The sequence below is a fragment of the Streptodolium elevatio genome (genome assembly GCF_053592165.1).
Genome location: NZ_JBSFVE010000011.1, coordinates 191,984 through 206,658, shown reverse-complemented (window position 1 = coordinate 206,658; position 14,675 = coordinate 191,984). Strand labels below are relative to the sequence as shown.

Genomic DNA, 14,675 nt, shown 5'->3' with positions numbered 1-14,675 from the left:
GCTGGGAGGCACGAAGCCCCGCCGGCTACCCGGCGGGGCTTCGAGGGCGTGTTCTGCGTCGAGGACGCTTCCTAGAGCATCGTGGCCTTCATGCGTCGCGGCGCGTCCAGGATGCGGCTGATGATCTGGACGATGATCGGCGGCTGCTCGCTGGAGTCGTGGTCGCCGCTCAGCACGTAGTAGACCTGCTCGACCGACGGGGGCCCGACGGCGAGCGTCTGCTTGGCGGCCTCGACGGATCCGGCCTCGCCGGTGCGCATCATGTACGCGGCGCTCATCGAGCCGGTCCGGCCCACGCCGGCGCCGCAGTGCACGTACACCGGTCCCGCCGAGGCCTGCACGGTCCGCAGGAACTCGTCGACCTGCGCGGGCGTCGGGGTCTGGCCGTCGCGGATCGGCAGCCGGACCAGGTCGAGCCCGGCCTGCGTCGGACGCGCGATGTCCTCGGCGCTCATGTGCTCGGCGCGCAGGTCGACCACGGTGCGCACGCCCATCGCGGCGAGTTCCTGGTATCCGGCGTCGCCGGGCGCCGAACCGCGGTAGACGCGGTCGTCGACCTGCTTGAAGTGCTGCATTCCGGCGACGGTCTGGCCGGATCCGCCCGCGGTTTGCGAGGACGCCCAGGCGTGGACGCCGAGCATGCCGAGGAAGGCGAACAGCCACACGGCCGCGTAACCGAGGGCGGAGAAGACCAGCACCTTGGCGGTGCGCTTGGCGATCCGGCGGGCACGCGCGCGGGGGGCGGGCGGCTTGGGGGCGGGCCGGAGGACGGTGGCCTGGGAAGGTATGACGGGGGTGGCGGGTGCTGCGGAGGACTGCAAAGGAAATCACCGGGAGGGGCAGGCATACCGCAGCGCGAGACGCGACGGTCGGGCGAGCCCCGACACTAACCCGCATCGCCGGGGTGCACAATGCTGACCAACTGGAAATCGGCCCCAAAACGGCCTAAATGGCTACGAAATTAAAGAAAAAGGCCGTGACATTGCTCACGTCTCCGGCCAAACCGTGCTCCTGTCAGGGCAGCCACGGCGACGGCGGGGCCTGCCCTTCACCGAGGAAACTCGCCTGGATACCGGGGGCGTTGGCGTCCACGAGGCAGCCGCGCAACCGGGCGAGGTCGTTCTCGGTGAGCGCGGGGCGGACCACCAGGGCGAAAACATCCGAGCCGAGCTGGCTCAGGTCCGCGTTGTCGAGCGATCCCACCGTGATGCCGTGGCGGCAGCCCTCCCACAGATCGCCCGCGGCGCGCGCATTGTGCTGGGCGTCGCCCGGTGACCTGGTGTCCACCCGGAAGACCAGCGTCGTCGCCGCCGAGTCGGGCGGTGATCCGGGACGGGACTGCGTCGCGTCGCCGAGTGCGTCGATTCCCGCCGTGAGGCCGACGACACCGGCCAGGGCCACCGCGGCGAAGGCGGTCGTACGCCCAGGGCGGGGCGGCGGGATCGCCGGGGTGTCCTCCAGCCGCGGACCGGCCCGCAATGCCCCCTCGCTCGGCGCGGCCAGCGCCGCGAGGCGTCCGGCAAGGTGCCGGTCGGCGCCGGGCACGACCGTCATGCGGGCGATGCGCTGCACGACCCAGCTGATGCCGGACAGCACGACCCCGGCCGCCAGCAGCACCGGGATGAAGACCCGCTGCCCGGCGGCCGGATCGGCGAGGCGGGCCGCGTCCAGCCAGCGGAAGCGTTCGCCGGCGGCGTCGCCGGGCTGCTCGCCGGACTGTTCCAGACGGGCCTGCGCCAGGCGGCGGCGCACCTCCTCGCCCCGGCTGTCGGTGTCGGCGATCCGGTGCTCGAGCCGCGACATCCGGCTGAGCACCACGACACCCAGCAGGAACACCTCGATCGCGACGAACAGCACCCCGCAGATCAGCGCCCGGTTCCACTGCCAGCGGTAGAGGTAGACGACCAGGTAGAACAGGGTCGCCGCGGCGGAGAGGCCGCCGATGAGGTAGCTGACGTACTTCACGGCGAAGCTCCCTTTCCGGGCAGGGGACGGGGTGGTCGGGCGGGAACGCGGAGCCGCTCGGGATCCGCCGCACGGGCGGGGTCCCGGTGGCCGCCGGCGCCGGTGCCCTCGGCGTCGTCGGCGTCGTCGGCGGTGACATCAGCGGCGGCGGCGACCCTGGCGCCCCTCTCGGCCCTGCCGTCCGTGTGGCCCGCGTCGCCCGCTTCGCCCGCTTCATCCGGATCACCCGCATTGTCGGCGGTCCAGGTCGTCGTGACGGCCCTGACCTCGCCTGTGCCGCCGTCGACGGCGACCTGGGTACCTGACGGAAACCGCCCGACCGCATCGGGCACGGCCGTCGCCGTGGGGACGTGGTACTCGCGGGCCAGTACGGCGAGATGGGACAACGGGCTGCCGGTCTCCGCGACGAGCCCGGCCAGGCCCGGGAGGAGGGCGGCGAGCGCGGGGTCGAGCACGCGTACGACCAGCACCGCACGCTCCGGCCGCGGCCCCAGTCCGTCCCACACCGTGCCGGCACCGCTGCCGCCGCCCGCGCCCTGCCCCCCGGCGTTTGCCTCGGCGCTCCCGCGCCTCGTGCGCCGGGCGGGCTCCGGCACCGGTTCGCCGTCGGCCAGGCGGAAGGCCGCCGGCAGGGCCTCGCGGTCCGGCCGCGGCAGCCGATCCGCCAGATCGGACGGCACGGTGCCGCCGTCTCCGACGGCCACCAGCTCCGCCCAGCGCAGCAGGCCCGTCCGGTCGACGTCGTCCAGCAGCCCGGCCGCGACGAGACGCACGCCGAACGCCCGGATCATGCCGGCCTGCATCTCCTGCACCCAGCGAATGCGCAGGCGCAGACCCTCGCGTACCGGCAGAGACGACACACCGCGCGGCACGCCGGTCCAGGCGGTCGCGGGAGGCATGCGCGCGGGCGCGGTCAGCGACGGCGGGAACAGCGCCAGCAGCACCGGATGGGCGGTGAGCAGTGCCGCGTCGTCCAGCCCGGCCGCGCGCCCCTCGGTGAGCACCGCCAGCGCCTCCGCGGCCACGGTCGTCTCGTCGCCCGGCCCCAACAGGGCCCCGGCCAGCGACTCCTGGGCGTGCAGCGCGGACAGCACGCGGCGGCCCCACGACGCCGCGTCGAGCACCTGACCGCTGGACAGCCGGGAAGGCGACGGGAGTTCGGTGAGCTGCCGGTCCACGTCGGCCATCAGGTCGAGGGCGAGCAGCGGGAGCGTCGTCCGCAGCCGCCCGAGGCGCCACGCCGCACGCACCTTGCGGGCCGGCGGCACCGGATTGAGCACGTTGAGGGCGCGGTGCCTGGGCGGGACGACGCCGAGCAGCGCCAGGTCCGCCGCGGCCCGGCCGTCGACGGCCACGACCGGCGGAACGGATCGCAGCGTATGCCGCGACGCCGCCCCCAGGATGTCCAGCGCCACGGTGAGCCCGTGCGCCATCGGCTCCAGCCACAGGTCCTGTTCGAGCGGCTGCAGCACGCCCGGGAACGTCTCGGCGACCGGGCCCGGGCCCAGCAGCCGCGCGCCGCGCGGTACTTGTGCGGCCATCGCGGTGATGGGACGCGACTGGAGCAGCCACAGGCGGTCGTCGGCGTCGAACGCGAACTCGATGTCCTGCGGACCGCCGAACAGATCGGCGGCGCGCCGGGCGAGCACGGCCAGACGCCGCAACCGGCTCGGGCCCAACAATCGCTCTCCGTGCGGCTCGACGGGCTCCCGGTCGAGCAGCCGGCCGGCCCGGGTCATGCGGTAACGGACGCCTTGCGTGGTGCCGTCGACCAGGGCCGCGGGCCCGCCCGCGGCGACGGCGACCACGATCCGGTCGGTGCGCCCGCTGACCGGGTCCGCGCCGAACATCACGCCGCCCAGTTCGGGCCGGAGCATGGGTTGCACGAGCACCGCCATGCCTTCGTGCGGCGGGCGGGGTGTCTCGACGAGGGCGGCGGAGTCGAGGACCTCGCGTACGGCGTCCGTGAACGCGTCCCATCCGCGTACGTCGAGCACCGTGCGGAAGCGGCCGGCCATCGACGATCCTTCGGTGTCCTCGTACCGCGACGACGACCGCACCGCCAAAGGGCGTTCGTCGCTTCCGGCGAGTCCGTGCCACGCGGCCCGCACCGTCGTCGCCGTCGTCGCGTCCAGGAGGCGGCCGTTGCCGCCGGGGTTGGTCGCGACGGTGTCGGTAGTGACGGTGTCGGCAGTGACGGCCGTGCTGGCCTTGTCGGCGGCGCGGCCCGCGTGGCCGTTCGCGGACGGCCCCGGCACGAGAGCGAATCCGGGGAGTACGGGCAGTCCGGCCGCCGCGGCACGCGCCAGGTTGGCGGCCTTGGCGCCGGTGAGCTCCGGGTGCCTGGCCCGCTCGGTGTCCAGAGGGACCACCGGGGACGTCTGCGCAGCCTCTGCCGAGTCGGGCCGCATGTTCACGGCTCCCTTCCACCGCCGGGTCGCGGCCCGGCGCCCGGGGAGCTCCCGTCAGGCGTGGCGCGTCGGGAGCCTGGCGTTCAAAAGCCGCGGCCAGACATCAAGCATCGCTCTTACCCCCACCTAGTGACAAGAAGTGACAAATAGCGCAAATATCCCGGTCATCACCGGTCTACGCGTGGCCACCCACCGTGACCGGACCGATGGTGAGATCCGGGCGGCCTTCGAGCACGACACCGACCCGATCAACCTGCTCCTCCAGATCGGCGCGCTGCCGTCGCGTGAGGGTGACCAGCGGCTCCACGGTGACGTGCAGCTTGCGGCCGGAGCGGCGCACGTGCCACAAGCCCGCGACGACACCGTCCACGACGAGGTTCTGGAAGTTGCCGCGCAGCACACGGTCGGCGGCCTTGCCGGGATACAGCAGTTCCGGCGGCTGGTTGCCGACGCGGTAACTGTAGGTGTCGAAGTACGGGAGCAGCCGTACGCCGAGGTGCTCGGTGGGCGGGGCCGCGTCCGCGGCGGCCTCGAACAGGACGTGATCGGCGGGAAGCCACGCTTCGCCGCTCCCCTCGCCGTCCAACTCGACCTGGACCGGCCGGAGACCGTCGCCCGCCTCGGCGAACACCTCGGCGGCCCACGGCTTCGGGGCGGCCAGCCAGTGGGCGAACCGCTGCGGCGTGGAAGGGCCGTAGGCGTTGAGATAGGCCCGCAGGACGTGCCCGAGCGCCTCACGTGGCTCTGCGGGCTCGAACGGATTCAGGCGGTGCGGATTGGTGTACGTCACCTTCCGCCCCCTGTTGGGCCCGAAGGCCAGGACACCGCGCAGGCCCGCCAGGTGCTGGGCCTGCCGCCAACGCGGCCACATGGTCTGGAACGCGGGCATGACCAAGTCGCCCGCCCACTCCCCCGCCCGCTCGACAACCGCGTCGCCCAACTCGTCGATGGTCAGGTCGGCCGCCTTGAGGCTGTCCGCAATTGCCTCGATGACGGCCTCGGTCTGGTCGTCTGTCATGCGCACGCCTTCCGGGAAGGCGTTCGACGCCATCGGCGGCGCCGACGACAAGGCCCCGACCCAGTACGGCATTTCGGCGGCGGGGAGGAAGTGCACCGTGCCACGCGGGCCATACGTCTTGACGATGCTGTGGTGCTGCCACAGCGCCTCGCGTACGTCCTGCCGGGTGGCCCCTTCGACGCGCAGTCCGATGCCGAGTTCGGCGGCGGACATCACCTGGGCGTGCGCACCGGCCATGGCGGTGACGGCCACCGGCACCAGCGTGGCGGGCGTGTCGCCGGCGAACGGCGTGCCAAGCCCTTGGGCGGCGAAGCGCGCGGCACAGACCTGCCCGCCGGTGAGACGCGGCGCTGCTTGCTCGTTCGTCATGATCACATCCGACCCCATATGCCGGCTCCGTGGCCAGCCTGCCGGCCGCTGGACGCGCGGCAGTGCGGCGGATCGGTCCTGGTCAGGCGGGATCCGCGAGGCGTCGTGTCATCCGAAACCCACCCAAATCAGCAGCGTCCGCGTACTGCTGTGCGGCGGTACCGAGGCGTAGCCTGGGACATGTGAGGAAGTCGGTCGTTCCTCGTTTCAGCTTGCGCGTGCTGCTGATGCTCCTGCTGGCTCTGTTGATGCTGCCGTTGACCGCCGGTACCGCCCGGGCCGCCGGGGTCAGCGAGATCGCGGCGCACTTGCGCGGAGACCCCGTCTACACGGAGCCGGCGGCGTCCGACGTCCTGCCGGCGTCGACGGCGGACGCGCTGCGCGCGACGATCCGCGACTCGGGAAAGCCGGTCTTCGTCGTGGCCGTCCCCGCGGATTCGCCGCTGGCGGCCTCGGGTTCGCGGTCGGCCGTGCTGTCGGCGCTGCGCGAGGAGGTCGGCCGACCTGGCGTGTACGCGGTCGCCGTCGGCCGCACCTTCGACGCCGCCGCGGACGCGTCCGTCATGTCGCCGTCGCGGCTCGCCACCCTCAAGAGCGACAGCATCGCGGCACACCAGGGCGACGGCCCCGGCCTCTTCACCGAGTTCGTGGACGGCGCGGTGGCCGACTCCGGCCCCGGGACGGCATCGTCGTCCGACGGCGGGTCGAGCGGCGGGGCCATGGGCTTCGTGGTGCTCGGAGTCCTGCTGGCCGTCGGGGTGTTGGGCGTCCTGCTGTACCGCCGCCGCGGCCGACGCCGCCGGGCGGACCGCGAGCGGGCGGCACTCGAACAGGTGCGCCCCACGGTCGACGAGGACATCACGGCGTACGGCGAAGCCCTCGACCGCACCGGCTTCGACCCGGGCGCGCCCGCATCGGACGACGCCATGCGGGAGGACTGGGCGACGGCACTCGACGCATACGACCGGGCCAAGTACGCGATGGCCCGCGCCCGCAAACCGGACGACGTACGCGACGTCAGCGAGGCCTTGGACGACGGCCGGTTCGCACTCGCCACGCTCGACGCGCGGCGTATCGGAGAGCCGCTGCCGGAGCGGCGTCCGCCGTGCTTCTTCGACCCGCGGCACGGCGTGTCGGTGCGCGACGTGGAGTGGGCGCCGGCCGGCGGAGCCACCCGTACCGTCCCGGTGTGCAGTGCGGATGCCGCACGGCTCGACGACGGTCTGCCGCCGTTGGGCCGCCAGGTGGAGACGCCGGAGGGCCGGCGCCCCTACTGGGAGGCGGGACCGGCGTACGCCCCCTGGGCGATGGGCTGGTACGGCGGCATGCTGCTCCCCGGCCTGCTGATCGGCACGACGCTCGGCACCGCGGCCGCGGCACCCGACCCGTACGGCGCGGGGTTCGGCGACGGCGGAGGCGGCGGGGACTTCGGTGGCGGATTCGGCGGTTGGGGTGACGGCGGAGGAGGAGGCTGGGGCGGCGATGGTGGGGGCGGCGGGTTCTGACCGCGTGATGCCCACTGCTCCGCTGCTTTCGCCGAGTCGGTGCCCTCGTCGAGCCGGTGTGATGTTTTGTCGGTGGGTGTCGACGAAAAGGCGGCGGAGGCCTGTTACTTATTGCTGTTGATGCGTACTGCGCCTGTCGACTTTACGCTTGCGCGCGCGTCACTCGCTGGGTCGGGAGCGAAACGCGGATGCCTGAGCGCGTGGGACCAGGCGCAGCTTGTCGTCCGGCCCGTCGTGCCGGGTCCACATCAGGATCCAGCCCATCGGCTCCGCGATGCGAGCCACTTCCTCGGCGGTGAGCAGGCGGCGGTCCATCGGGTCGAGCGTCACCACCGGGGGCGGTCCCGTCTTGCCCGGGTCCTTCTTCGCCCGCAACGTTGTGCTGCGCGCGAATGCGTTCGCCAGGGTCTGCGTGGCCCAGATCTCCCACTCTTCGCGGGTCCCGTCCAGTTCCAGGCGCATTTTGCGGCGGCTCAGCCACATCGAACCGGTCTCGACGTCGGCCGAACGTGTCCCTCCCGGGCCGGCAGCGGCGGCAACCAGGGCCACCAGCCACAGCACCCCGATCGCCGCCGAGTAGAGCGGCTGGAGGACGAACTGCGCGTACACGCTCGCCCGCGAGCGCTTTTGGAACGGCCCCAGGGGAGTTCCGGCCGGCGGCTCCCCGACCCAATACGGCTTCCTCGACTGCTGGCCCACGCCCCCATCCTGCCCTCACCCGCGCCACTCACGCGGCCCCGCCCCCAATACCGATCACCCCATCGCCAACTCGCCCCGGCCGCCGGGCAAACGGCGACGGCCAGACGGCGTGGCCCACGACGCGGGCACCGCGGCGGAGCACATGGGTCGGCACCCAGGGCAGGAGCGCCGTGGCATCATCGTGGCACCACGATCTGGCACCACCTGACACCAGATGACGTCATTGACTAACTACCTTTATCATCCCGCTAGTTCATCGATATCGGCCTCTCTCGACGCAGCCGTGACGCCATGAAAGCGCCAGAAAATTTGCAAGTGGCGCCATCGTGATGCCATGATGGCACCATGGACCTGACACCGTACGTCGACCACCTCCGCAACGATCTCGCGGTCGCCGCCGAGGCCGGCGGCGACGAGGCCCGCGCCCTCGCGGACCGCATCACCGCGCCGCTGGAGTCGGCGGCCCGGCTGATGCTGCTGAACGCGCTGTCCGCGGCGGCCGACGAGATCACCCGGGACCTCGCGCCGGGCTCGGTGGACGTGCGGCTGCGCGGTCTTGACCCGGACTTCGTCGTCAACCTGCCGTTCGACCTCGTGGTCGAGGAGCACGGGGGCCCGCACGAAACACCGAGTGCGGCAAAGCCCGTGCCGCCGTCCGAGGGCGACGAGGGCAATACCTCACGCATCAACCTGCGCCTTCCCGCGCATCTGAAGCAACGGGTCGAGGAGGTCGCCGGGCGCGAAGGCCTGTCGGTGAACGCGTGGCTCGTCCGCGTGGCCGCCGCGGCCGTCGAGCCCTCCGACGAACGCAGGCCGCCCCCGCGGCGCGTCGCGCGGGGCGGCGACCGCTTCACCGGCTGGGTGCACTGACCGCGGCCGGCCAGGCGGCCTGCCACGCAAGGCCGTTCCACGCGCACGCGGTGGATTCGGCGTGTTGTTCTTCCCGGGGTCCGACCCGAGGTATCCGGTCCGCCCGGTCGGCGGCGGCCGTCAAATCAGCGATCACATCACCGGCGAAAGCCACTTGGAGGGGACCGCTATGCCTACGTTCGACACTCCCAAGCCCATCTCGATCGACATGCACCTCGAGGCGGGAATGGTGCGCATCCACGCCGAGGACCGCACCGACACCGTCGTCGAGGTCCGACCGAGCAACGGCGCACGCGACAACGACGTGCGCGCCGCCGAGAACACGCAGGTCGACTACGCCGACGGCAAGTTGACCATCAGGACGCCGAAGCAGCGCTCGCCGTTCTCGCGCGCCAACTCGGTCGACATCACCGTCACCGTGCCGTCGGATTCCAGCGTCCACGGCAATGCCGCGCTCGCGCACTTCCACGGCGACGGGCGGCTCGGGGCGGTACGCCTCAAGGTCGCGATGGGCGACATCCACCTCGAACGCACCGGCGAACTGCACCTGACCACCGGCTCGGGCGAGATCTCGGTGGACAGCGCGGCGGGGCGTACCGACATCAACACCGCCTCCGGCAGCGTGGACGTCCGCGACATCACCGGCGACGCGGTGATCCGGAACTCCAACGGCGAGACCCGGGTCGGCGAGATCCTGGGCGAGCTGCGCGTGCGGGCGGCCAACGGACACATCGAGATCGCGCGCGCCGGCGAGAGCGTCCAGGCCAGGACCGCCAACGGCGACGTCCGGATCAAGGAGGTCGTCCGCGGCAGGGTGGCCCTGGAGACCGCGCACGGCGAGATCGAGATCGGCGTACGCGAGGGCAGCTCCGCGTGGATCGACGCCAACACCAGCTTCGGCAACGTCCGTAGTTCGCTGACCGCTTCGGACACCGCCCCCGGCAAGTCGAGCGACAAGGTGGAGGTCCGCGCCCGCACCCAGTTCGGCGACATCGTCATCCACCGCTCCTGACCCCCGGTACGGGGGCCACCGCCCCCGAGGCTCCACTCGTCCACTCGTCCACTCGCCCCTCGCCGCGATCCGCCCGTCTCCCCAGGCGAACCGCACTCGGCTCCAAGGAGACAGCATGGCCCCGCAAGTCGCGTCCGCCTTCGCCGAGCAAGCGCGGATCGGTGTCATCTGGGGAGGCATCTTCGGCCCGCGCCGGTTCTCGGCCCGGCTGTCGGCGGTCGCCGCGCAGGTGCTGCCGAAGCACACCTCGGACCCGGGTACGTGCCCGGCCGCCAAGATCGCGTCAGGAACGCCCGGCTAGCGGTCAAGACCGCGCCAGGACCCCCTTGTGCGGGGGAAAACTCCTGGTCAGACGCCTACCGTCGAAGTCGTCAGGCCCACCGGCGGACCCCGGTCCGCGGGCCCGCCAACCCGACGGAGGCAACCGTGTTCCGCACCGCCAACCCCGACCCCCGCAACGAGGGCCCCGACGATCGTCGGCGGGACCGGACCGTGTTCGCCCCCGGCCGCCCCGGGCCCGCGCCCGCCTGGCAGCCGATGTGCGCACGACGCGCCGCCTGCGCAATCACCGCGGACAACGGTGTCGAGCCCAAGGCCGGGTACGACGCCTCGGCCGCGCCGTCCTCCACTGCTCGGTCCGACGCATCGTCCGCCGCAAGGTCGGTGACCCGATCGGCCCCCCCGTCGAACCCGCAATCCGCCGCCGAGGCCCTCCCGCCGCGCGTGCCGCTGATGCCGCATGTGCGGACCGCAGGAGCGCGTTACCTCCTGGTCCCGGTGCACACGACAAGCCACGGCACTGATGTGGTGCGCTTCTTCCAGGATCCCGTGGGGCACCGGGTGGCCGTGGCGTTCACCTCGGTGGCCCTGCTGCGCAACGTCTGCGGTGCCGACCAGCGTTGGACGGAGATGGCGGAGGAATGCCTGCGCGAGACCATCGCCGGCCACGGCGTCGGAACCATCGTCCGCGACCCGCGCCTGGGCGCGGCCCCGGTGAAGAGCGCGGCCCCCGGCACACCTCGGCCGCCCGCCGCCTGATCCGCGGCCGGGTTCCACCCGGCAAACCCGGCGCTCCGCACGAGCACGGCGCACACCGGGGCACGGGAACACGAGGTACGAGATGACAAGGCTCACCACGCCCGGAACGCGTCTGCCGCGGCCTCGCTGCCCGGCGGACCCCGCAAGGGCAGGCGACAGGCGGCGGGGCCGCGGGCAGCCGGACGACAGGCGGATGGGAACTCCGCCACCCGCAGGCGTACAGGTCAGGAACTCTTCTCCAGGAAGCCCAGCATGTCGTCGGCGTGCTCCTCCTCGACCGACAAGATGTCCTCGAAGACGCGGCGCGTGGTCGGGTCGGCGTCGCCGAGCCACCCGATGATCTCGGTGTACGACTGGATCGCGATGCGTTCCGCGATCAGGTTCTCCCGGATCATCTCGGTCAGGTCCGTGGACGTCTCGTACTGCGAGTGGGACCGCTGGGCCACCGTCGCGGGGTTGAAGTCGGGTAGGCCGCCGAGCTGGGTGATCCGTGCGGCGAGCTTGTCGGCGTGCTCCTGCTCCTCGTTCGAGTGCACCAGGAACTCCTCGGCGACCGTCTCGCCGTGCACGCCCTTCGCCGCGAAGTGGTGCTGCCGGTAGCGGAGCACGCAGACGATCTCGGTCGCCAGCGCGGTGTTGAGCACGTCGATGACCCGCTCCAGGTCCGCACCGTAGGCGGCCGTCACCGGCCCCTTGCCGATCTCCTGCCGGGCCTTCTCCCGCAGTGTCCGCACATCGCTCAGGAACTCAGCCATTTGCTTCAGCGCCCTCTTTGCTCGGTGGTCAGCGTCCGGCGCCCGGCCGGGTGCACCGCACCCGCCGCACGCGATCTCGCGACTACCCGTTGGACCGTGAAGCAATCACGCCCGCACCTGCACCCCCGTCCGTGTCACGTGTCGGCTCGCGCGCGGTCACATCCCCGACAGCGGTCGCCAGATCGCGCGGGAGACCCGCTGCGGGTCGCCGGCCACGCGCGGGGGCAGGTCCCACATCCGCGTTTTTCCGCCGGCCCGGGCGAGCTTCGTCCCGTCGTACATCGGTACCGCCGATCGGCCGAACCGCCAAGCGCCGCCGTAGATCCACACCATCACCGGCATGCCGGCGGCACCGAGGTCGGGCGTCCAGACGTTGGTCGTCAGGCAGTCGAGTCCGTCCTCGGGTTCCCATGGGGAGGCCTCCCCCGGCACCATTGCGGTCTGCGGCAGCGCCGCGCCGAAGACGTACGCGGGCCGGATCCCCGACCACGGTTCGCGCGGCGCCGGAGCGACGGCCAACTCGCAATGTGGCGGCGGGTCCTGACGAATCCGGCCGCCGAATTGACGCACTCCCGCGAGTGCGCCGGGCCACCGGCGCCGCCCCGTCCGTGCCGGCCGCCACGGCCTCCCGCGTACCTGCGTGGCTTGCCCGACTTGCGCGCCTTGCGCGGACCGACATGGACGCACCGAACGCGGCCTCCGGTGCCAGTGCGTCCGCGTGCCGTCAATCACATTTCGGAAGGGCAACGCGGCCCGGAGATCGCGGCGTCGAGCAGGACGGGAACGCGGTACGACAAAGGGGTAATTCATGGCAGCGGTGAACGCACGCGGAGCACGGCGCCTGCGGCGCGGGTGGGTCGGCGCGGTGGTGGTGGTCGGGCTCGCCCTGACCGGGTGTTCGGGCGGCGGATCGGACTCCGGTGACGGTTCCGGGGGCAAGCCCGCGGGCAAGGCCGCGCCGCAGGATCCCGGCAGCGCGGCCCCGGCCGCCGCTCCCGCCGCGGTCCTCACCATCACCCCCGGGGACGGCGGAGTCCTCGCCCCCGGCGAACCGGTCACGGTGAAGGTCGAGGGCGGCAAGATCGGCGCCGTGACGGTGACCGGCGAGGACGGCAGCGAGATCGCCGGGGACACCGCCGACGACCTCGCCTCGTGGCGTTCGACCGGCGCGCTGCACACCGCCACCCGCTATACCGTGAAGGCCTCCGCGACGAACACGGCCGGGCAGCAGGCGCAGGCCACGGCAGCGTTCCGGACCGAGCAGGCGGACAAGAAGGTCCGCTACCAGGTGAACGTCGCCGATGGCCGGCAGATCGGCGTGGGCCTGCCCATCTCCGTCGTCTTCGACTCGCCGGTCAAGAACCGCGAGGCGGTGGAGAAGGCGCTCTCCGTCGTCGCCGACACCCCGGTCACCGGCGCCTGGAGGTGGGTCAAGGACCGCAACCTCAACGACGGCCAGCGCATCGACTTCCGCCCCAAGGACTACTGGAAGCCCGGTACGAAGATCACCTTCAAGGCCGACCTGGACGGCGTCGACATCGGGGACGGCCGCTTCACCATCCGGGACTCCGAGGCCAAGGTGACCGTCGCCCGCTCGCTGGTGGCGACCGTCGACGTCAAGACGCACCAGATGACCGTGGTCGAGGACGGCAAGCCCGACACGGTCATCCCGATCACCGCGGGCGCGCCGGGGATGGACACCTGGAACGGCACGATGGTCGTGATGGACCGCAACTCCAGCGTCCTCATGGACGGGCAGACGGTCGGCTACGGCGGCCAGTACCGGGACTACTACAACTGGGCGCTGCACACGACGGCGTCGGGCACGTATGTCCACGAGAACGCCAGCGCCAACGTCAACGCGGGCAAGAAGAACGTCACGCATGGCTGCGTCGGCCTCGCGAACGACGGCACGGCCAAGAAGTTCTACGACCGCGTCATCGTGGGCGACGTCATCAAGGTGGTCAACTCGGCCTCGGAGACCGTCGACGTCGGCAACGGCTACGGCGACTGGAACCTGTCCTGGGAGCAGTGGACTTCGGGCGACGCCGCGGTCGCGGCGGCGGCCGGCTGACGAAGGGCCGCACCCGGTACCCGGGCCCGCCGCACATCCCCCGCAGGTCCGGTCGCCGCCGCCCCCCGGCGGCGACCGGACCGCCTGCGGTCAGAGCCCTGAACTCCGTTGCCAGATAAGGCGTGACGGTGCGAGTGGATCGGCCACCACGGACGGCTCGCGGTCCCAGATGCGCACACCCGGGTCGGCCGCGGCGTGCCCTTCCGCCAGCCACGTCGAAGGCATTGGGAACAGCGAGTCGGAGTTCATGGCCGTGTAGAGCCGCCCGTCCGAACTTCCCGGGTAGCCCGTCCGGTAGGCGTCAGGGGCGTCCGCCCCCAGGCCGAGGACCCGAGCCGTGTACGCGAGGCCGATGTCGCGCCGCGCCGGTCGAGGGGCCGACTTGTCGCGGCGGGGGCGACTGCGCGCCATCGTGAGCATGAACGGCGCGACATGGCCTCGGGTGTCGTCCACGCGTCCGGGTCCGACGCCATCGCGGCCAGCGGTACGTCCTGGACGGCGAGCAGGCGTTCCGGTGCGGCGTCCGCGAGCGCGCCCGGGTCGGCGCCGGCCGCGGCGCAGATGGGCCGCGAGACGCGTTCCGCCCCCTCCTCGGGCGGGTAGCGTCCGGCCGGGCTCTGCACGATCGCGCGGCGGAACGGGCCGCGCGCCGGGGGCGGTCAGCAGCGCCGCGATGGACGCGCCGCCGCCGGACTCGCCGAACACCGTGACGTTGTCCGGGTGTCCCCGCCGAAGCCCGCGATGTTGTCGTGCACCCAGGCCAGGGCGGCCGCCCGGTCCAGAAAGCCCCCGATTGGGGGGTGCGCCGGGCGCCAGGCCGAACCCCTCGAAGCCCACCTGTAGTTGAAGGTCACGACGACGACGCTGTCACCTGCCGGCACGGCGCCGTCGTGGGCGGGGTCGGCGGCATGCCCGCGCTTCCACCCGCCGCCGTGGATCCAGACCAGGCGGCGCGGCGA

At 72.5% G+C, this 14,675-nt stretch carries 15 protein-coding genes; 6 read left to right on the top strand and 9 right to left on the bottom strand.

The window, feature by feature from the left end:
- Nucleotides 1–71: 71 nt before the first annotated feature.
- The 4 genes from ACWD12_RS21475 to ACWD12_RS21460 form a co-directional block, all read right to left on the bottom strand.
- Nucleotides 72–821, bottom strand: coding sequence for a protein-tyrosine phosphatase family protein (locus tag ACWD12_RS21475; RefSeq protein ID WP_450100852.1), 750 nt, complete (start codon nt 819–821; stop codon nt 72–74).
- Between the two features lie 193 nt (nt 822–1,014).
- The gene (locus ACWD12_RS21470) at nt 1,015–1,965 is read right to left on the bottom strand and encodes a hypothetical protein (protein ID WP_450100851.1); all 951 of its coding nucleotides are present in this window, start codon (nt 1,963–1,965) and stop codon (nt 1,015–1,017) included.
- Nucleotides 1,962–4,376 (bottom strand): PEP/pyruvate-binding domain-containing protein, encoded by a 2,415-nt coding sequence (locus tag ACWD12_RS21465; protein ID WP_450100850.1) that lies wholly within the window; start codon nt 4,374–4,376, stop codon nt 1,962–1,964. Before ACWD12_RS21465 ends, ACWD12_RS21470 begins: the two co-directional genes overlap by 4 nt.
- 175 nt (nt 4,377–4,551) lie before the next feature.
- Nucleotides 4,552–5,763, bottom strand: a complete 1,212-nt coding sequence (locus ACWD12_RS21460; protein WP_450100849.1) for a winged helix DNA-binding domain-containing protein — start codon at nt 5,761–5,763, stop codon at nt 4,552–4,554.
- A gap of 182 nt (nt 5,764–5,945) precedes the next feature.
- On the opposite strand from ACWD12_RS21460, the gene ACWD12_RS21455 reads away from it, so the two are divergent.
- Nucleotides 5,946–7,268 (top strand): hypothetical protein, encoded by a 1,323-nt coding sequence (locus ACWD12_RS21455; RefSeq protein ID WP_450100848.1) that lies wholly within the window; start codon nt 5,946–5,948, stop codon nt 7,266–7,268.
- 159 nt (nt 7,269–7,427) lie between these two features.
- Here ACWD12_RS21455 and ACWD12_RS21450 read toward each other — a convergent pair whose 3' ends face one another.
- The gene (locus ACWD12_RS21450) at nt 7,428–7,967 is read right to left on the bottom strand and encodes a hypothetical protein (protein ID WP_450100847.1); all 540 of its coding nucleotides are present in this window, start codon (nt 7,965–7,967) and stop codon (nt 7,428–7,430) included.
- 345 nt (nt 7,968–8,312) lie between these two features.
- Between ACWD12_RS21450 and ACWD12_RS21445 the strand changes: the two genes are divergently transcribed.
- From ACWD12_RS21445 to ACWD12_RS21430, 4 genes are all read left to right on the top strand, one after another.
- Nucleotides 8,313–8,837: a hypothetical protein gene (locus ACWD12_RS21445; RefSeq protein WP_450100846.1), complete on the top strand. Its 525-nt coding sequence runs from the start codon at nt 8,313–8,315 to the stop codon at nt 8,835–8,837.
- A gap of 169 nt (nt 8,838–9,006) precedes the next feature.
- Nucleotides 9,007–9,849, top strand: a complete 843-nt coding sequence (locus tag ACWD12_RS21440; RefSeq protein WP_450100845.1) for a DUF4097 family beta strand repeat-containing protein — start codon at nt 9,007–9,009, stop codon at nt 9,847–9,849.
- A gap of 115 nt (nt 9,850–9,964) precedes the next feature.
- Nucleotides 9,965–10,150 carry a hypothetical protein gene (locus tag ACWD12_RS21435; protein WP_450100844.1) on the top strand — a complete coding sequence of 62 codons (186 nt, stop codon included), beginning with the start codon at nt 9,965–9,967 and terminating at the stop codon, nt 10,148–10,150.
- Between the two features lie 125 nt (nt 10,151–10,275).
- Nucleotides 10,276–10,887 carry an SAV_915 family protein gene (locus ACWD12_RS21430; protein ID WP_450100843.1) on the top strand — a complete coding sequence of 204 codons (612 nt, stop codon included), beginning with the start codon at nt 10,276–10,278 and terminating at the stop codon, nt 10,885–10,887.
- A gap of 224 nt (nt 10,888–11,111) precedes the next feature.
- On the opposite strand, the gene ACWD12_RS21425 is transcribed toward ACWD12_RS21430, so the two are convergent.
- Together ACWD12_RS21425 and ACWD12_RS21420 are read right to left on the bottom strand one after the other, a co-directional pair.
- The gene (locus ACWD12_RS21425) at nt 11,112–11,642 is read right to left on the bottom strand and encodes a ferritin-like domain-containing protein (protein ID WP_450100842.1); all 531 of its coding nucleotides are present in this window, start codon (nt 11,640–11,642) and stop codon (nt 11,112–11,114) included.
- 156 nt (nt 11,643–11,798) lie between these two features.
- Complete coding sequence (locus ACWD12_RS21420) at nt 11,799–12,161, bottom strand: carboxylesterase family protein (protein WP_450100841.1); 363 nt, start codon at nt 12,159–12,161, stop codon at nt 11,799–11,801.
- A gap of 289 nt (nt 12,162–12,450) precedes the next feature.
- Between ACWD12_RS21420 and ACWD12_RS21415 the strand changes: the two genes are divergently transcribed.
- Nucleotides 12,451–13,716 (top strand): Ig-like domain-containing protein, encoded by a 1,266-nt coding sequence (locus tag ACWD12_RS21415; RefSeq protein ID WP_450100840.1) that lies wholly within the window; start codon nt 12,451–12,453, stop codon nt 13,714–13,716.
- Between the two features lie 90 nt (nt 13,717–13,806).
- On the opposite strand, the gene ACWD12_RS21410 is transcribed toward ACWD12_RS21415, so the two are convergent.
- Entirely contained in the window at nt 13,807–14,169 is a 363-nt protein-coding gene (locus tag ACWD12_RS21410) for a hypothetical protein (protein WP_450100839.1), read from the bottom strand.
- Nucleotides 14,170–14,375: 206 nt separating this feature from the next.
- Nucleotides 14,376–14,654 (bottom strand): carboxylesterase family protein, encoded by a 279-nt coding sequence (locus tag ACWD12_RS21405; RefSeq protein WP_450100935.1) that lies wholly within the window; start codon nt 14,652–14,654, stop codon nt 14,376–14,378.
- Nucleotides 14,655–14,675 lie beyond the last annotated feature (21 nt).

Coding starts and splice junctions, on each gene's coding strand:
- ACWD12_RS21465 (WP_450100850.1), bottom strand. CDS start 4,376: ATGCGGCCCGACTCGGCAGAGGCTGCGCAGACGTCCCCGGTGGTCCCT.
- ACWD12_RS21460 (WP_450100849.1), bottom strand. CDS start 5,763: ATGACGAACGAGCAAGCAGCGCCGCGTCTCACCGGCGGGCAGGTCTGT.
- ACWD12_RS21445 (WP_450100846.1), top strand. CDS start 8,313: ATGGACCTGACACCGTACGTCGACCACCTCCGCAACGATCTCGCGGTC.
- ACWD12_RS21440 (WP_450100845.1), top strand. CDS start 9,007: ATGCCTACGTTCGACACTCCCAAGCCCATCTCGATCGACATGCACCTC.
- ACWD12_RS21435 (WP_450100844.1), top strand. CDS start 9,965: ATGGCCCCGCAAGTCGCGTCCGCCTTCGCCGAGCAAGCGCGGATCGGT.
- ACWD12_RS21425 (WP_450100842.1), bottom strand. CDS start 11,642: ATGGCTGAGTTCCTGAGCGATGTGCGGACACTGCGGGAGAAGGCCCGG.
- ACWD12_RS21415 (WP_450100840.1), top strand. CDS start 12,451: ATGGCAGCGGTGAACGCACGCGGAGCACGGCGCCTGCGGCGCGGGTGG.